Genomic DNA, 15,899 nt, shown 5'->3' with positions numbered 1-15,899 from the left:
GCGGCACTCCAACGCAAAGCCAGTAAGGGCACACGCAGTTCGCGGCGCAGATGCAGAGAACTGTTGCAACGGCTGTCTGGCAAGGAGAGACGCTTCCAAACGTGGGTCAATCATCGCATCTCCAAAGCTATTGTCTCTAGGGCAAAAGCTACCGACAGCGCTCTTGCTCTGGAAGACCTGACAGGGATCCGGGAAAGGGTCAATCAACAGCCACGCAGCAAAGCCGAACGGCGCAGAACCAACAGTTGGGCGTTCTACCAGCTACGCCAGTTTCTGGAATACAAGGCGAGGGTTGCAGGGGTTTCTCTGATTCTTGTGCCGCCTGCTTACACGTCGCAGACCTGCCACAAGTGTTTGCACATCCATCCCGACCCTGCGCAATCCTACCGCAGTGGCAAGTCGTTCAAGTGCGGGCACTGTGGATGGGAAGGGGATGCGGATTTGAATGGTGCGAATGTGATTGCGCTCTTGGGGGCTGTCGTAAACCAGCCTAGAGGTTCGGGCTTGTTTTGTTCTCTGGTAGAGCAGAACAGGCTCAGGGCTACTGAAAGCCCGCTCCGTACCGCTTAGCGGTCGGAGCCGGGTAGTTTACGATAGATCTGTCTATCCTCTGGCCGAGGCGGCCAAAGCAGAGTTCATGATCGGCCAGAACCAGTGGGGCCGCATCAGGATGACAGTGTCGATGACGTGGATGATGCCGTTATCGGCTTCGATGTCCGCTTGGATAACGGTGGCGTTATTGACCTCGAAAACGTCCCCTTCAATCAACAAGTCGATGGGGGATCCCTCTACCGAGCCCACACTTTGGTACTTGGCCAAATCTGCCTTTTTCAAGCGGCCGGGCACCACGTGGTAACACAGGATGCGAGTCAGTTGGGGGATATTTTGCACCAGGGTGGTGATGGTGCCAGGAGGCAGCTTGGCAAAAGCCGCATCGGTGGGGGCAAAAACGGTAAAGGGGCCAGGGCTTCTGAGAGTGTCTACCAGGTTTGCCGCTTTAACGGCAGTTACCAAGGTGGAAAAGCCCTCAGCAGAGACGGCAATATCGACAATATCGGGCATGGCCGGGATCCTTTTGCTGTGAAGTTGTTGCTAACTGGATTGCTGCTCGAAAGGCTTTGGGATCATTAAAGTTGCCACGGGCTAGCGATAATTCTGATCCTGAATGTAGGCGAGGCGAGCTGCTTCCCGGATCCCATATTCCGGTCGGGTGAAGCGATTGAGTTGTCCCTCAAAATAACGGCGGTTCATCATCAAGTGCCGTGGATTTGGATCATCAAGGGGATACAAGAAAGCGGCCCTTCCCGCCTGAATCACGGCTGAGGTGACGTTGTACATGGAGCGCTGGAAGCTAACCCCCAATTGAATCAGCATGTCCTCTTCGCCGCGGCAATGCTTGCGATAATACTCCACCAAATACTGGGGCAAAAAGTGGTACATATCCTGGTGCAAGAGCGTGGGCGGGATCCCGGCGGTGCCCACCGGAAACTTATCGGCGTAGAGGATCCCGTAGTGGAAGTCCAACTGGTTGGTGGGAACTTCGTTGGCCTGGGCGTTGTAGGACTTAGTGCCGCGGAAAGGAGAGGTGCGATAAAACACGGCCTCTACATAGGGGAAGGCAGCCTCATATAGCCAGGTGAATCCTTTGGATTTGGGCACAATATCGTACCATTCTCCCCGAATACGCACGCGGTGGTAGATGGGTCGTCCGGCAATGGCGAAGATCCCGTTGACCAGAAAGTTCATCGCCTCCGGCACGCTGGTAATTTTGCCTTCATCGTAGAGATCGCTCATCTCAAAAAAGACCGGAGCCATCACCTCCCAAAACAGGCCCAACACCGAGTACATGGTGGCCTGGCGGCACAGCTCCAAAAACATATCGGGGAAGAGCTTGTATAGCCCCATCAACAAGGGGTTGCCCTGGCAATAGGCGCGGATGGCGCGGTCGGCATTTTGCTTGTATTCTTCGGAATCCATGTAGGGATCCAGCAAGCCCCCCATATCCCGGTGCCAGAGCATGGCCCGCATACATTCTTCGGCAAATTCCATGTTGATGCGGTCATGCCAGAGGTGATGCAAAATCCTGGGCAGCTTGCGCTTCAGCTCCCCCTTTTCCATAAACTCCAGCAGCTCGGGATGGGCCGTAGCCTGGCCTCGCCAAATGCGCAAATCCGCGTTATCCCCCGCGTAGTGGTTGGCCAGCTTCAGATACTCTTCAGGAATGATGAACTTGAAAAAAGGCAAGGGATCCACAAACACCTGCTCGGCAATGTAGAGCAGATCCCGCCAGTAGAAATCCATTGGCACGGCATAGGCTTTGTAGAGGCCGATAATTTGCATCAGGTTTTCCGGCGTATCCGGCAGCATGGATCCCCCTGCCTCCAGGCGGTGGACTATATCCGCAAAAGGATGGGTAGAAGGGGGCAGCTTGCGGGCTGTGAGGGTTGTCGTCATAGAAGAAGTCTCCAACTCTTCAAAAGTTCTGGCTCCTTGAGGTCATTCCCTGGGATCTCAATTCCTGGAAGTTTCCCGATTGCCTTGATCTGCTCCAGAGAAGGCAGCCCAGCTCCCTAGGGAGAATCGGCAAGATCGCCAGCCGAGGCCAGGATAAGCGTTTGCGCTTGAGCCACCTGGGTGGATAGGGTAAAGGCCAACGGTTGCGGCCATTTCACCAGGTTCATGGGCTGGATCCCAAACCAAACGATCAAGGCCGTCAAAATCAGCCCCGGGATCCGCTCCCAGCCATGCACGCGCGGGTAGTAGGCGGTGCGGTTGTCCAACCTGCCAAAGCAGGTGCGGTTTAGCAAAATCACGAAGTACACCGCCGTCAAACCGGTGCCACAGATGCTGATCAAAGTCGGCAAAGGAAAATCCTGATAGCTGCCCTGGAAGATCAAAAACTCCGCCACAAAGCCCACCAGGCCAGGGATCCCGGCGCTGGCCATCCCCCCCAAGATGAGCAGGGCGCTCACCGTGGGCAAGCCCCGCAAGGGGTTGAGCAGGCCGTTGAGTACGTTCAGATCCCGCGTTCCCACTTTGCGCTCCACCAAGCCCACCAGATCAAACAGCAGCGCCAAGATGAGACCATGGGAGACCATCTGCACCATCGCCCCGGTCAGGCTAATGGGGGTGGCTGCCGCCATGCCCAGCAAGATGTAGCCCATATGGCCAATGGAGCTGTAGGCCACCATGCGCTTGATGTCTTTTTGGGCGATGGCTGCCAAAGCCCCGGACAACACGGCAATGGCTCCCCACCAGGCTAGGATCCCGCCCAGGTCGGCCCAAGCTTGAGGAAACAACTGCAGCCCAAAGCGAAACAGACCGTACGTGCCTAACTTGGAGAGGATCCCTCCCAGGAGGATGGCCACTGGCGGCGACGACTCCCCGTATGCATCAGGCAACCAGGTGTGGAAGGGGATCAGCGGCATCTTAATGCCGAAAGCCACGATCAAGGCCAACAGCGTCAAGGTCTGGGCAACAGGGCTGAGAGAGGTGATGCGGATCTCCAGCAGCTCAAAGCTATGGGGATCCCCCAGCCAGTAGATGGCCAAAAAGGCCCCCAACAGAAAGATGGCGGAAACGGCGGTGTAAATCAAAAACTTGATGGCAGCATAATCCCGCTTGGGGCTGCCCCAAATGGAGATGAGCAGGTAGATCGGGATCAGCACCAGCTCGTAAAACAAGAAGAACAAAAGCAGGTTCTGGGCAACAAAAGCCCCGTTGACCGACCCGCTCATGAACAAAATGCAGCCGTATAAGAGGTTGGGCCGCTTCACCTCTGGCTCAGCTGTCAGCACCGCAATCAGCGTGAGCAGCCCATTCAAAGCCACCATCAGCAGGGAAAACCCGTCCAGGCCCAGGGAGTAGCTCAGCCCAATTGCCGGGATCCAATCCCACCGCTGCACCCACTGCAGCCCTTCCGCTTGCAGGTCAAAGTTGGCAAACAGCAGCAGCGAGATCCCCAGCAGGATCCCGGCCAAGGCCACCGCCAGCTTTCGCCCCCCCAAGCCTAAGAACAGGAGCAGGGATCCCAAGATCGGCAACACAATCAAGGCACTCAGCATGGTCTTTTCCCTCTTTATCTAAGGACTCCGTCCCGCTACCTTGCCCAAGCCTAGAGAATCAGCCAGCCCAGCAGGGCCACCCCCACCACAATCGTCAGCACGTAGGCTTGCAACTGGCCAGAGGTGGTGTATTTCAAAACCTGTCCACCCGCCAATACCGCCAAGCTGGTCAAATTTACCAAGCCGTCTACCACATAGCGGTCGAACAAGGCTGTAACCTCAGAGATGATGCGTACCGCAAACACCACACTGGCCCGGTAGAGCTTGGGGGTGTAGAAGTCGTTGGCCAACAAATCCTGCCAGTCGGCCAAGAAGGCCCAGTCCACCGGCTGCCGCTGCGGACGCAGATACAGCCAGGCTCCCAAGGCAATGCCTGTCAAGCTGGAGCCCGTCATTACCCCAACAGGGATCCCTTCCAGAGCGGGAATCAGACCTAGTGCCGATAGGATCATGGGCATGTGCAGCGTTACCCCCATCATGGCGGTGCTGGGCAACATCATCGGCCAATGCACCTCTGGCGAGCGCTCGCTCATCTGCTGCGGTTTGCCCCCCCAAACAAGGCCAAATACCCGCGTTAGCCCCAGCGCCGTCACCGCATTGGTAACCAGCACAACTGCCGCCCACAACCCCTGCCCCGGTTGCACCAACTGCTGCCAGAGATCCGTCAGCACCCAAAAGGAGCCGAAGGGAGGCAAAGCGATGATTCCAGCCATCCCGGTCAAGAAGCACAGCCCCGAGATAGGGCGCCGCGACCACAAGCCTCCTAGATAGCGCAGATCCTGGGTAATGCTGTTCCAGATCACCATGCCCAGCGCCATCACCAACAGGGCCATCGCGGGCGCATAGGTCAGCAGCAACCCATAGGCTTGCTGGGGATGACCGGTGCCCACCGCCACAAAGATCAAGCCCATGTAGGCGCTCACCAGATAAGACAGGGCCCGCTTGGCATCGATCTGGGCCAAGGCCACTAGGGATCCCCCCACCGCCGTCAAGCTGCCGATAGTCAGCATCACCTTCAGCACCGTTGGGGAAAGCTCGTAGAGGGGTTGCAGGCGAATCAACACCCAGGCCCCTGTGCCCACCACCACCGCATTGCGCAAGATCGTCGAGGGGATCGGCCCTTCCATCGCCTCATCCAGCCACAGGTGCAGAGGAAATTGGGCACACTTGCCTACGGGGCCGGCCAGCAACCCCAGCCCTACCAGGGCCAGCAGGGTGGGATCCACAGTGACAGATCCTGCCTGCACCGCCTCAGCCCAAGCCGCCAAATCCTCAAACTCCCAGGAGCCGGTCAGGGGATAGATGGCGATTACCCCCATCAAGAGCAACAGGTCGCCGATGCGCTTGGTTAAAAAAGCATCCCGCGCTCCCGTCACCACCAGCGATTGGTTGAACCAAAAGCCCACCAACAGGTAAGTGCCCAGGGTCAAAATCTCCAGGATCACGTAGCTGAAAAAGAGGGAGTCGCACAAAGCCAAGGCACACATCCCCCCCTCAAACAGGCCCAGCAGGGAGAAAAACCGCGCCCAGCCCCAGTCCATTTCCATGTAGCCAAAGCCGTAGATCTGGGCCACCAGGTTCAGACCCGTCACCACAGCGCAGGCCCCCAGAGTTACCGATGACACCTGCAGCGGCAGCTCTAACATCAGATCCCCCACCTGCAGCCAAGGCAACCGAATGACCTGCGCCGGCTGATCCCAAATCGCCACCAGCGCTCCCACACTGTGAAGGAAAGCCACTAAGGTCAGCAGGGCATTCAAATAACCTGCCGGACGTGGTCCCGTGCGCCGGGTGATTCCTGGGGACCAGATCAGCGCTCCCGCCCACGCCACCAAAGCGTAGAGGGGAATCAGCCATGCAGTTGTGACCAGCCCGTTCAAGCTCATAATCCTCCTTCGGCCAGGGATCTTGGCCAAACTGGAACACTTGCTGAGATCCTGTAAAAAATCTTAAGCAGCATCTTAGCTGCAAATTAGGATAGATAAAAATTGAACTTCTCGATGAGATCTATAGACAAAAGTCTATACCTTAGCAAGGGGCAACAGAGGTTACTCTCTTGTTGTCACCACCTCACTCTCTAAAGCGTAGATGGGAATAAACTCCTTGGGAACTCAGGATCCCCGGCTGCGCAGATACCGTGAATGGCTCTAGGACATCCCCGAAGTTCTGCTGCCCTACTTCCGGTCTTCGATAGGCTAACGCAAGCAGGATCCCATTCACCTCTTCATCCCAAGGCTACCATCGTAAGTCCCTGTGAAATTGCCAAGAAGATGAAGATTGAGAACAACGACCTAGAAGGGCGTTTTGACTTTAGGTTGCTTGACCTTCAGCTCGCGAATCCGTTTCAACATCTTCTGGAAATACTCCGCCAGGTAGTCCTCAAGAGAGGTCAGAGAGGCCAGTTCAATCCCCAGGGTTTCGCATACAGGCGTCATATCGGCGTGCATGGGTTCTTTGGCCGCGATCACCTCCACAAACGCCAGCCGGTCGGCAATGTTCCAGCTCCACTGAAAAAACTGCGCCACCTTGCGCGCCCCTCTCAGCAGTCCCAGCGGCATGGTGCTGACTTTGGCCTTTTTGCCGGAGAGCTGCTCGCACAAGGCAATGACTTCTCGAGCCGTCCAAGCCTTGGGCCCCACCAAGGGAAAGATTTGCTGCTTGGCAGCTTCTACAGTGAGAGCTCGCACCGCAAACCGGGCTGCATCTAGGGTGTCTAGGTAGGCCGTTGGCATGCCCTCGCCGGTTACCCAGACGATTTGTTCTTCCAAGATGGGGATGGCGTACTGGCCAATCAACCCCTGCATAAAGCCCGCTGGCCGGAAAATGGTGTAGGGCATCTGGGATCCGATCAAATACTTCTCAATGTGATGCTTGAAATTCATCAGGGGCACATTGGGATACTCGTGGTGGGCGCCCATGATGGAGAAAAAGATAAAATGCCCTACCTGGGCAGCCCGTGCCGCATTGATCAGGGCAACCTTGCCATCCCAGTCCACCTGACGGGCGCTGAGGGTGTCGGTCACCCGCACCGTAGCACAGTCGAGCACCGCCTCGATGTCTTCCATCGCGGAGTTGAGGGTGCTGGGCTGAAGCAGGTTTCCCACCTTCAGGTGAGCGCCCCATTCACTTAAGAAAGCAGCCTTTGCCGGATTTCGCACCAGACAGGTAACTTGGTGTCCCTCTTCGATGGCTCGGCGTACCACTTGACGGCCCAGCGTTCCCGTCGCCCCCACAACCAGCACGTTCATAAAATTATCATTTCTTAACCTTAGGCTTAGTCTATCAGACCAGCGCAACTCCCGACACAACCTTAGAGGCAGCAACAAACCAATGGGGATCCTCTGCCAAGCCGGCTTTGAGGGATCCCCAAAGTTGGGTACTGAAGCGTCTAGCTGGCCAGCTCGTTCATGCGTTGCGCCAGGGTAAAGTCCAGTTCTGTAATGCCCCCGGCATCGTGGGTGGTGAGATCCACCCGCACGCGGTTGTAGACATTGCTCCATTCGGGGTGGTGCCCCATGCTCTCGGCCACCAAGGCCACACTGCTCATCCAGCCAAAGGCTTCGACAAAGGAGCGAAACTGAAATTGACGATGCAGCTTCCCATCCTGCAAAGACCAGCCCGGCAGATTTTCCAGCTTGGCTTGGACCTCAGCTTCACTGAGTTTGACAGGTCTGGACATGGGCTTTCCCTCCAGTCTTTACCACCGCTTTCATCAAAAGAGCAACTGAGAGCGGATCCCAGCTTATTTACAAAACTTCATAACCTTTTGGTTCTGCCACGCCAGCGGCGCCGAGGGGTTTGTACAGCCAGTAGCCTTGCACGGAGAAATGGGCCCGCTTGTAGAAATTGAGGGCAGCCTGGTTATGGCGATAAACCTGCAGGGTGATGGCCGCCAGCTGCTGCTGGGATCCCCAGCGTTCCACCTGTTGCATCAAAGCTCTGCCCAGGCCCTGCCGGCGATGGGCGGGATCCACCCAGAGCAAAAAGACGTAGGCCACCCGCCGATGGGTGGCTTGATCTGTGGAGATGCCGGCCCAAACACAGCCCACCGGCTCCCCTGTTTCTTCCTTGAGGATCCACCAGCAGGGGGTGCGGGGTGGGTCGAAGAGGCGATCCAGCGTCTCTTCTAGGTGATCCCAGTTGCTTTGCTCTGGAAAAGATTCCTGCAACGTGGCCTGCAATCCTCGTCTCACCCAGGGCCGATCCCAGGCTGAACCGATGCGCCAACGATAACCCACAGGCAAAGGGATCCCTTGTTCAGCCATCCTCAGGGGTTTGCAGAAAGGGCCACAGGCGTCGCTTCTTCTAGGGGGGCAGGCTGGGCCATATCCTCCGGCAGAAACGAGCGAATGCTCACCACCACCAGGGTAAACAGAAACACCAGCAGGATGAGAGCGGGAAAGATATATTGCCGCAGGATGCTCATATTTCTACATAATCATTTCAAGTTTCTACAGCATAGCGTGCAGGGAGGGATCCCTGGGCACCCTTTCGGATCATCCTCATCTCAATCCCTATCAACTGACCCTGGGGGATCCCATGCGTTAATAAGGTGAGAAAGTGTAGCCTATGATTCCAAAGTCAGGTCAGCTGTGCATTAAGGTCGAGCGTAGTTGTGGGTCATCACTCAACTGCCCAACCTGATCCCACTGCTGCGCGACGCGAGCGGAGAATCCATGAGCACCCCCAATCGCCCCTCGAAGACCCTTGGGATCCCTCCCAATGCTTGGGCCGTGAATGCCGAAATGGCCGACCTCACCCGTCCGCCCTTGGATCCCCGGCCCATCCTGCTACCCACCTCCAGCAAAACCCTGCGCTTGGATCTGGCCAAGGCGGCGTTGTTGGTGATCGACATGCAAAACGACTTTTGTCATCCCGACGGTTGGCTGGCCAGCATTGGCGTCGATGTTACACCTGCACGGGCTCCCATCGGCCCTCTAAAAGCCCTGCTGCCCCGCCTGCGACAAGCTCAAGTGCCGATTGTGTGGGTGAACTGGGGCAATCGCCCTGACTTGCTCAACATCAGCGCCGGCTTGCGACATGTGTACAACCCCACCGGAGAGGGAGTAGGGCTGGGGGATCCCTTGCCTAAGAACGGGTCTTTGGTCCTCACGCGGGGCAGTTGGGGCGCTGCTGTGGTGGAGGAACTGGAGGTCAAGCCCGAGGATATCTGGGTGGATAAGTTCCGCATGAGCGGCTTTTGGGATACCCCTCTCGATAGCATTCTCAGAAACCTGGGGCGCACCACCCTCTTTTTTGCCGGCGTGAACATCGACCAGTGCGTCATGACCACGCTGCAAGATGCCAATTTCCTCGGCTACGACTGCATTTTGCTGGAAGACTGCGCCGCCACCACCTCTCCTGAATACTGTTTGCTAGCTACCCTCTACAACGTCAAGCAGTGCTTTGGCTTTGTCGCCTCCTCCTCAGATTTGCTCGCGGCTCTCCCCTGTTAGCACTTGCCCAATATTCACCCCTCATCTCTTGAGCGGAGGATCCGGATGCAAACGCTTTCCCGCTGCGTGATTCCAATTGTTAAAACCCCTGCCGATTATCAGGCTTTTCGCATCAGCCCCCACGATACCAATCGCCTGGCCATTGTGTTTGATCCTTCTCATGCTCAGATTTCTCTGACTTTTTGTGTGGAGATCTTCGATGAGGGAGGCAAAACCCCTCCAAATCGCCATCAAATGGCTGTGGAAATGTTTTTTGTTCTCAAGGGGGAAGGCCTGGCCATTTGCGATGGAAAAGCGGCCCCCATCAAAACTGGAGATAGCATTCTGGTACCGCCGACCGGTGTACATGAAATCCACAATACCGGCCCAGGCCGCCTCTACGCCCTCTGCTTCATGGTGCCCAACGAAGATTTTGCCGAGCTCATCCGCTCCGGCACTCCTGCGGACTTGGATGAGGAGGATTTGCAGGTGCTGTCGGGGGGCTGGAGAAGGGCATTTGCTGAGGCTTAGGCCTCAATGGCTCTGGGAGCTGTAGAGGTTGGAAGTCAGGGGTACTCCGACAAATCTTTTCCCAGGGTCTCTGTTTCCATAAATCCATAAAAGCCATAAAAGAGGGGTCTGGAGGGGGCTGCGTTTGCGCCAGCAGGCCGGAGATCCAGCAGGCCGGAGATCAAGGGCAATACCAGGGAAGGGGCTCAAACTCTGGTGGGAGTTTCTCCCTCTCATAAGGGCTTCTGTTTTATCTTAGGAAGAATCCACCCAGGGATCCCTTAGGTTGTCCTTGGTTGGTATCCCTTTGGCAAGACTTGCTAGCCCAACCCAGACCATGCTGCCCGTTCGTCCCCGCGAAACTGTTTCCATGTTCACCCGCGACGGGATCCAACTGGACGCGGATGTCTATCGCCCGCAAGGGGAGGGGAGCTACCCGGTTTTGCTGATGCGGCAGCCCTATGGGCGGGCCATTGCCTCGACGGTGGTGTATGCCCATCCCAGGTGGTATGCGGCCCAGGGGTACATTGTGGTCATCCAGGATGTGCGCGGACGGGGAACTTCCAAGGGATCCTTCTACCCTTTCCGCCATGAGGTGGAAGACGGGTTTGACGCCGTCAATTGGGCGGCTGCCTTGCCGGGGAGCAACGGCGTAGTGGGCATGTACGGCTTCTCTTATCAGGGCATGACCCAGCTGTATGCGGCTTCTACCCGTCCCAGCGCCTTGAAGGCCATCTGCCCGGCGATGCTGCCTTACGATCTCTATGCCGATGCCGCTTACCCAGGGGGGGCCTTTGCCTTCTACAACAACCTCAGTTGGGCCTTGCAACTGGAGACCGAAGGGGCGCGTCTCAGGGGGGATGCCAATGCCTACCAAGCGCTTTTGAAAGCTGCCCGCAATCTCCCCCTCTACGACCCTATCCCCCTCAAGCCGGGGGTGTTGCAGCAGTATGCCCCCCAATCCTATTACTTCGACTGGCTGGAGCACAGCGAGCCGGATGAATACTGGCGCAAGCTCTCTCCCCGTCTAGAGGTGGTGGATCTGCCGATGCTACACATTGCCGGCTGGTTTGACAGCTACCTGAGTGGTAGCCTGCGCCTCTACAAGGAAATGAGCGCCCGCAGCCAGAACCCTCAATACCTGATCATCGGCCCTTGGATCCATCTCCCTTGGGGGCGCAAAGTGGGGGCGTTGGACTTTGGCCCAGAGGCTGTCAGCCCCATCGATCGCCTGCAGGTGCGCTGGTTTGACCAGTTCCTCAAAGGCAAAGATACAGGGATCCTCCAGGAGCCGCCGGTACGCCTGTTCGAGATGGGATCCAACCGCTGGCGCGGCTTTGATGCTTGGCCTACCCCTGAGCCAAAAGCTTTTTACCTACACAGCACCGGCTTGGCTGCCCTTTCAGAAGCAGAGGGATCCCTTCGCCCTGAACCCTCGCCGACGCAACAATCGGATACCTTTGTTCACGATCCCTGGCGACCGGTGCCGGCCTTGGGGGGCCACCTAGTTCAGCCTGCCGGGCCGCAAGAGCGCTCCGCCCTCGACTGCCGCACCGATGTCCTGACCTATACCACTCCGCCGCTGCAAGCCGAGCTGGTTCTGGTCGGGGACATTGCTGTGGAGGTGTACGCGGAGGCCGACAGCCCCAGTTTCGATCTTTGCGCTGTGCTCTCGGTGGTAAGGCCCGATGGGCAGGTGTATAACTTTTCCCAAGGCTATTGTCGCCTACGGGATCCCCAGCCCAGTACCCCCATTCTGATTCCCTGTCAGCCCACCTGTATTCGCATTCCTTGCGGTCATGCTCTGCGCCTCAGCCTTAGCGCGGCTTGTTTTCCGGCCTATCCTGTCAACACAGGCACGGGAATGCGGGAAGAGCGGCTGATTGAGGCCCGCATTCTCACCATCACTCTCCGCAGCGGTGGCGAGACGCCTTCGCGGCTGCACCTGCCCATGGCTTGAAGCCAAGAAGAGACCAAGCTTCGGGATCCCGTTCGCAATCCCCGCTTACAAAGAGACACCAAACGTTAGGATAGAAACAGGCAGGGCAAGGGAACACCATGTTGCAAGACCCAAAGTTGATCCGGCACTATCAGGCTTTGACCGATGCTCTGGTGGATACCTGGCAGCGGGGCTACCGGCGCACCGATGAGCTACGTCTGCTGGTGGATGGCTACCTGCTGGCCCTGCGAACTGGCAAACAATTGGAGCCCTTTGAGATCTATCGCATTGAAGACGAGGTCAACCGCTTCCTCTACGATCCGTCCAACTTCATAGATCCGGAATTGGAGCCAGAGGCGGAGCCGATGCGGGGTTACTGAGTTCCGGTTTTACGGAACATCTTGCGCCTGGTAAGCTGATAGGAATTGATTCCTCTCAGATTCCAGTCCTATCGCATCAGCGGGACGGAGTCCTATGGCGGTTTGGGATAGGGTGATGACCTCCCGGCATCTGCCCCTGCTGGGATCTGGCTTGGGCTTGGGGGTAGCCCTGATCCTCTGGTACGGGGTGTTTGGCTACCACGTGCTGCAGATTGGCCTCTGGCTGCTGAGCATCCTGCTGGTGGGGTTGTATTGGGCGCAGTTTTCCCCGGCTCAACCCCCTTGGGATCCGACGCGGCTGCGCTGGCAACAGGAGCTGTTGCACCTGGGGCTGTTGGTGTTGGTCTTTGCCCCGATCTACCTCTACGACCTGCCCAACATCCCTTTTCAGATCAATACTGACGAGATTGTGATCACCTCCATGGCCCGTCGCGCCTCAGGGGTGCGCTATCCCGACATCTTTGGGCTGATGCCGGAGTACTTTTATTTCCCCCGCTTCATGTTCAGCCTCTTCGGCGGCCTGACGCGGCTGATGGGGGGAGTCACGCTGCTCAATGTGCGCACGGTACATGCCGCCTTCGGGGTCGTCACCATTCTGGTGGCCTACGGGTTTTTTCGGGCATTTTGGGGATCCCGGCTGGCTTTGGCGGGGGCGGCCCTCTTGGGATCCAACCATGCCCTGCTGGCTATTAGCCGTATGGCGATGCGGGAAAACCTCATTGTCTTGGTAGAGTGTGCAGCCTTGGCCTTGATCTTGAAGGGGGTGCGGGAGAAAAACCCCCTGCTGCTCTATCTGGGGGGAGGGGCGGCGGGCTTCTCTCTGTACGGCTATTTGCCGGGGCGGGTGGTGATCCTGTTGGGGCTGTTGTTTGGAGTTCTGTACTTGCTCTTGGGGCAGGCAGATCTCAAAGATGGGCAAGCCAATCCGGTTTGGGCATTGGCCAAGCTGACAGTGCCGGCGGCGTTGGGTTTTTTTCTGGTGGCTGGGCCCATTCTGGTGGCTACGGTCACAGCACCCGCGGTGAGCGCGGAGTACTCTCGCCAACAATTTCTCTTTTTCCCGGAGGGGCGGGCCCTACAGCAGATGTGGGTGAATGCGGCTACCCCGGAGGAGGCGGTCTGGCGCAACATCTTCAACGGCCTCAGCATGTTCAACGACCGCAGCCAACACGACCGAGGCTACATCTATCCCAACTATGGCCACGCTTTTGTGGATCCCTTGACGGGGATTTTGATCTGGCTGGGGCTGGGATCCGGCCTCTACCGCCTTTTCAAGAAGCGCAGCCAACCCCACGACTGGCTGTGTATCGGCAGTTTCCTGTTTCTTTACTTGCTCTTTAGCTTTGCCATCACCAAAGCCCCCAACTACACCCGCCTGCTGGTCATTCTGCCCTTCGTGGCCTACCTCACCCTAGAAGGGATCCAGGTGCTCCTGCGGGCGCTGAGCGGTCTTCTGGAGTGGGCAGGATCTCAGGCAAGAGGTTGGTTGCTAGCGGTGGCGATGGGGGGCGCGATCCTGGCGATTGGGGGATGGAACTTGGCAATCTTCGGAGATTTTGTCTTCAAGGGCTGGACTCAAGGCAATGATGTGGGGGCCACCGGGCGCTATGTGGCAGCTCGCCAAATGGATCCCGACTACCGCTTCTATCTGGCGGCTAGCACTGCCTACCCCTATTTCAGCTGGGGAGAGCCTATCTACTGGCAAAGTTGGATTCAATTTTTTGCTGGGCCGGAGCAGGAGGTGAAGGTTTTTTCCCCAGAGACGTTGCCCGGCCAAGACCTAGAACCGCCGTTTACCCTGTTCATGAACAAGTGGGTATGGGATCAGCAGGGGGCAGAACTGCAACGGCGTTTTCCCAGCGGACGGTTGCACCGGATCCCTGCTGAGCGAGGTCTGTGGGCCTTTGAGGTGGTGGATCCCTAGAGCTCCCCCCCTGGTTTGGCCAACCCACTGTTCGCGGGACGGAGTCCTTTCGCGTCAGCGGGACGGAGTCCTTTCTTTTTACCAGGCTAAAAGTAGCTGAAAGCACACTACGCAGATCCAGAGCCGCCAACAGTAGAAGAAGTAGAAGAAGATAGCGTTCCAGGGATCCCAGACGTGCGTTTTGATGCCTACGACCCGGGCGAGGGGTTTTACGACGAGCTGTTTTTGGGGCGTAACCAGCCCCGTCCTGAGGCGATCCCGCTGATTGAGCGCATTCATTCTCTGGAAGAAGGGGAACTGCAGCAGCGGCAAGCGGCGGCGCAGGCGGCCCTCTTTCAAATGGGGGTGACCTTCAACGTCTATGGCGATAGCCAGGGCACGGAGCGAATTTTCCCCTTTGACATCATTCCCCGCATCGTCTCGGCTTCCGAGTGGCAGCGGCTGGAGAAGGGTCTCAAGCAGCGCATCCACGCCCTCAACCTGTTCATCGACGATGTCTATCACGACCAGAAGATCCTTAAGGATGGGGTGATCCCTGCCGAGCTGATCGAGACGGCCAAGGGATTTCTGCGGCCCTGTGTGGGGCTCAACCCACCGGGGAGAATTTGGTGCCACGTCACCGGCACCGACTTGGTGCGGGATCGGGACGGGACTTGGTACGTGTTGGAAGATAACCTGCGCTGTCCGTCGGGAATCTCTTATGTGCTGGAAAATCGGCGGGTGATGAAAAGCACCTTTCCCTCCCTGTTCAACACCATGGGGATCCGCCCGGTGGACGACTACCCTAGCCATTTGTTGGATACTCTGCTTAACCTGGCGCCGCCGCAACTGGCCAATCCAACGGTGGTGGTGCTCACCCCCGGCATCTACAACTCCGCCTACTTCGAGCATTCTTTCCTCGCCCAGCAGATGGGGGTGGAGCTGGTGGAAGGACGGGATCTGGTGGTGGCAGATGGCTATTTGCAAATGCGCACCACCAAGGGGCTGCAGCGGGTGGATGTGATCTACCGCCGCATCGACGATGACTTCATCGATCCCCTTGCTTTTCGCCCTGATTCCCTCTTGGGGGTACCCGGCCTGTTTGAGGTCTACCGGTCGGGGCGGCTGGCGATCGCCAACGCTTTGGGAACGGGGGTGGCGGACGACAAGGTGATCTACGCCTATGTGCCCCAGATGATCCGCTACTACCTGGGAGAAGAGGCCATTTTGCCCAACGTGCCCACCTACCTCTGCTGGGATCCTAAGGATCAGGCGTACGTACTGGAAAACCTGGACAAGCTGGTGGTGAAGGCAGCCAACGAGTCAGGCGGCTATGGCATGCTGATGGGATCCCAGGCTACACCGGCAGAGCGGTCTGCTTTTGCTGAGAAAATCCGCGCCCAGCCGCGCAACTACATCGCCCAACCCACCCTGTGCCTTTCTCGCGTGCCCACCTTGGTGGATCGGGGAGAAGGCCCCCGTCTAGAACCCTGTCATGTGGACTTGCGGCCCTATATCCTCTACGGCAAAGAGATCTACGTTCACCCAGGGGGGCTGACCCGCGTCGCCCTCAAGAAGGGATCCCTGGTGGTGAACTCCTCCCAGGGGGGCGGCAGCAAAGATACCTGGGTGCTCTGCGCGGATCCCGGCTGTTGAGAGACGGCTGGC

Annotated in this window: 15 protein-coding genes; 7 read left to right on the top strand and 8 right to left on the bottom strand. The window is 57.6% G+C overall.

Annotated elements, in window-relative coordinates:
* Window positions 1–570 (top strand): RNA-guided endonuclease InsQ/TnpB family protein (locus ACVWZG_RS12455; RefSeq protein ID WP_457407245.1); only part of this gene is annotated, 570 nt, incomplete at its 5' end.
* Window positions 571–603: 33 nt separating this feature from the next.
* Here the strand turns inward: ACVWZG_RS12455 and ACVWZG_RS12450 are convergent.
* The 8 genes from ACVWZG_RS12450 to ACVWZG_RS12415 all read right to left on the bottom strand — a co-directional run bounded on the left by ACVWZG_RS12450 (window position 604) and on the right by ACVWZG_RS12415 (window position 8,490).
* The gene (locus tag ACVWZG_RS12450) at window positions 604–1,062 is read right to left on the bottom strand and encodes a fasciclin domain-containing protein (RefSeq protein ID WP_457407244.1); all 459 of its coding nucleotides are present in this window, start codon (window positions 1,060–1,062) and stop codon (window positions 604–606) included.
* Between the two features lie 81 nt (window positions 1,063–1,143).
* Window positions 1,144–2,454, bottom strand: a complete 1,311-nt coding sequence (locus ACVWZG_RS12445) for a CO2 hydration protein (protein ID WP_414351925.1) — start codon at window positions 2,452–2,454, stop codon at window positions 1,144–1,146.
* A 116-nt stretch (window positions 2,455–2,570) separates the two neighbouring features.
* The gene (locus ACVWZG_RS12440; RefSeq protein WP_457407242.1) at window positions 2,571–4,064 is read right to left on the bottom strand and encodes an NADH-quinone oxidoreductase subunit M; all 1,494 of its coding nucleotides are present in this window, start codon (window positions 4,062–4,064) and stop codon (window positions 2,571–2,573) included.
* Window positions 4,065–4,114: 50 nt separating this feature from the next.
* Window positions 4,115–5,950: an NAD(P)H-quinone oxidoreductase subunit F gene (locus ACVWZG_RS12435; protein WP_011434414.1), complete on the bottom strand. Its 1,836-nt coding sequence runs from the start codon at window positions 5,948–5,950 to the stop codon at window positions 4,115–4,117.
* Window positions 5,951–6,355: 405 nt separating this feature from the next.
* Complete coding sequence (locus ACVWZG_RS12430) at window positions 6,356–7,312, bottom strand: NAD(P)H-binding protein (RefSeq protein WP_011434413.1); 957 nt, start codon at window positions 7,310–7,312, stop codon at window positions 6,356–6,358.
* Between the two features lie 140 nt (window positions 7,313–7,452).
* Window positions 7,453–7,743, bottom strand: coding sequence for a 4a-hydroxytetrahydrobiopterin dehydratase (locus tag ACVWZG_RS12425; protein WP_414522227.1), 291 nt, complete (start codon window positions 7,741–7,743; stop codon window positions 7,453–7,455).
* Between the two features lie 67 nt (window positions 7,744–7,810).
* Window positions 7,811–8,329, bottom strand: a complete 519-nt coding sequence (locus ACVWZG_RS12420; RefSeq protein WP_457407239.1) for a GNAT family N-acetyltransferase — start codon at window positions 8,327–8,329, stop codon at window positions 7,811–7,813.
* A 2-nt stretch (window positions 8,330–8,331) separates the two neighbouring features.
* Window positions 8,332–8,490, bottom strand: coding sequence for a hypothetical protein (locus ACVWZG_RS12415; RefSeq protein ID WP_414374717.1), 159 nt, complete (start codon window positions 8,488–8,490; stop codon window positions 8,332–8,334).
* A gap of 250 nt (window positions 8,491–8,740) precedes the next feature.
* Between ACVWZG_RS12415 and ACVWZG_RS12410 the strand changes: the two genes are divergently transcribed.
* The 6 genes from ACVWZG_RS12410 to ACVWZG_RS12385 all read left to right on the top strand — a co-directional run bounded on the left by ACVWZG_RS12410 (window position 8,741) and on the right by ACVWZG_RS12385 (window position 15,887).
* Window positions 8,741–9,520, top strand: coding sequence for a cysteine hydrolase family protein (locus tag ACVWZG_RS12410; protein WP_457415407.1), 780 nt, complete (start codon window positions 8,741–8,743; stop codon window positions 9,518–9,520).
* 45 nt (window positions 9,521–9,565) lie between these two features.
* Entirely contained in the window at window positions 9,566–10,030 is a 465-nt protein-coding gene (locus tag ACVWZG_RS12405; protein WP_011434408.1) for a cupin domain-containing protein, read from the top strand.
* A 316-nt stretch (window positions 10,031–10,346) separates the two neighbouring features.
* Complete coding sequence (locus tag ACVWZG_RS12400) at window positions 10,347–11,969, top strand: CocE/NonD family hydrolase (protein WP_457387378.1); 1,623 nt, start codon at window positions 10,347–10,349, stop codon at window positions 11,967–11,969.
* A 98-nt stretch (window positions 11,970–12,067) separates the two neighbouring features.
* Window positions 12,068–12,328, top strand: coding sequence for a DUF6761 family protein (locus tag ACVWZG_RS12395; protein ID WP_011434405.1), 261 nt, complete (start codon window positions 12,068–12,070; stop codon window positions 12,326–12,328).
* Window positions 12,329–12,443: 115 nt separating this feature from the next.
* Window positions 12,444–14,252 (top strand): glycosyltransferase family 39 protein, encoded by a 1,809-nt coding sequence (locus ACVWZG_RS12390; RefSeq protein ID WP_457407237.1) that lies wholly within the window; start codon window positions 12,444–12,446, stop codon window positions 14,250–14,252.
* Between the two features lie 174 nt (window positions 14,253–14,426).
* Window positions 14,427–15,887 carry a circularly permuted type 2 ATP-grasp protein gene (locus tag ACVWZG_RS12385; protein ID WP_457407234.1) on the top strand — a complete coding sequence of 487 codons (1,461 nt, stop codon included), beginning with the start codon at window positions 14,427–14,429 and terminating at the stop codon, window positions 15,885–15,887.
* The last annotated feature ends 12 nt before the right edge of the window (window positions 15,888–15,899 follow it).

The sequence above is a fragment of the Thermostichus sp. OS-CIW-33 genome (assembly GCF_054059615.1).
This window is presented reverse-complemented; position numbering and strand designations above follow the sequence as displayed.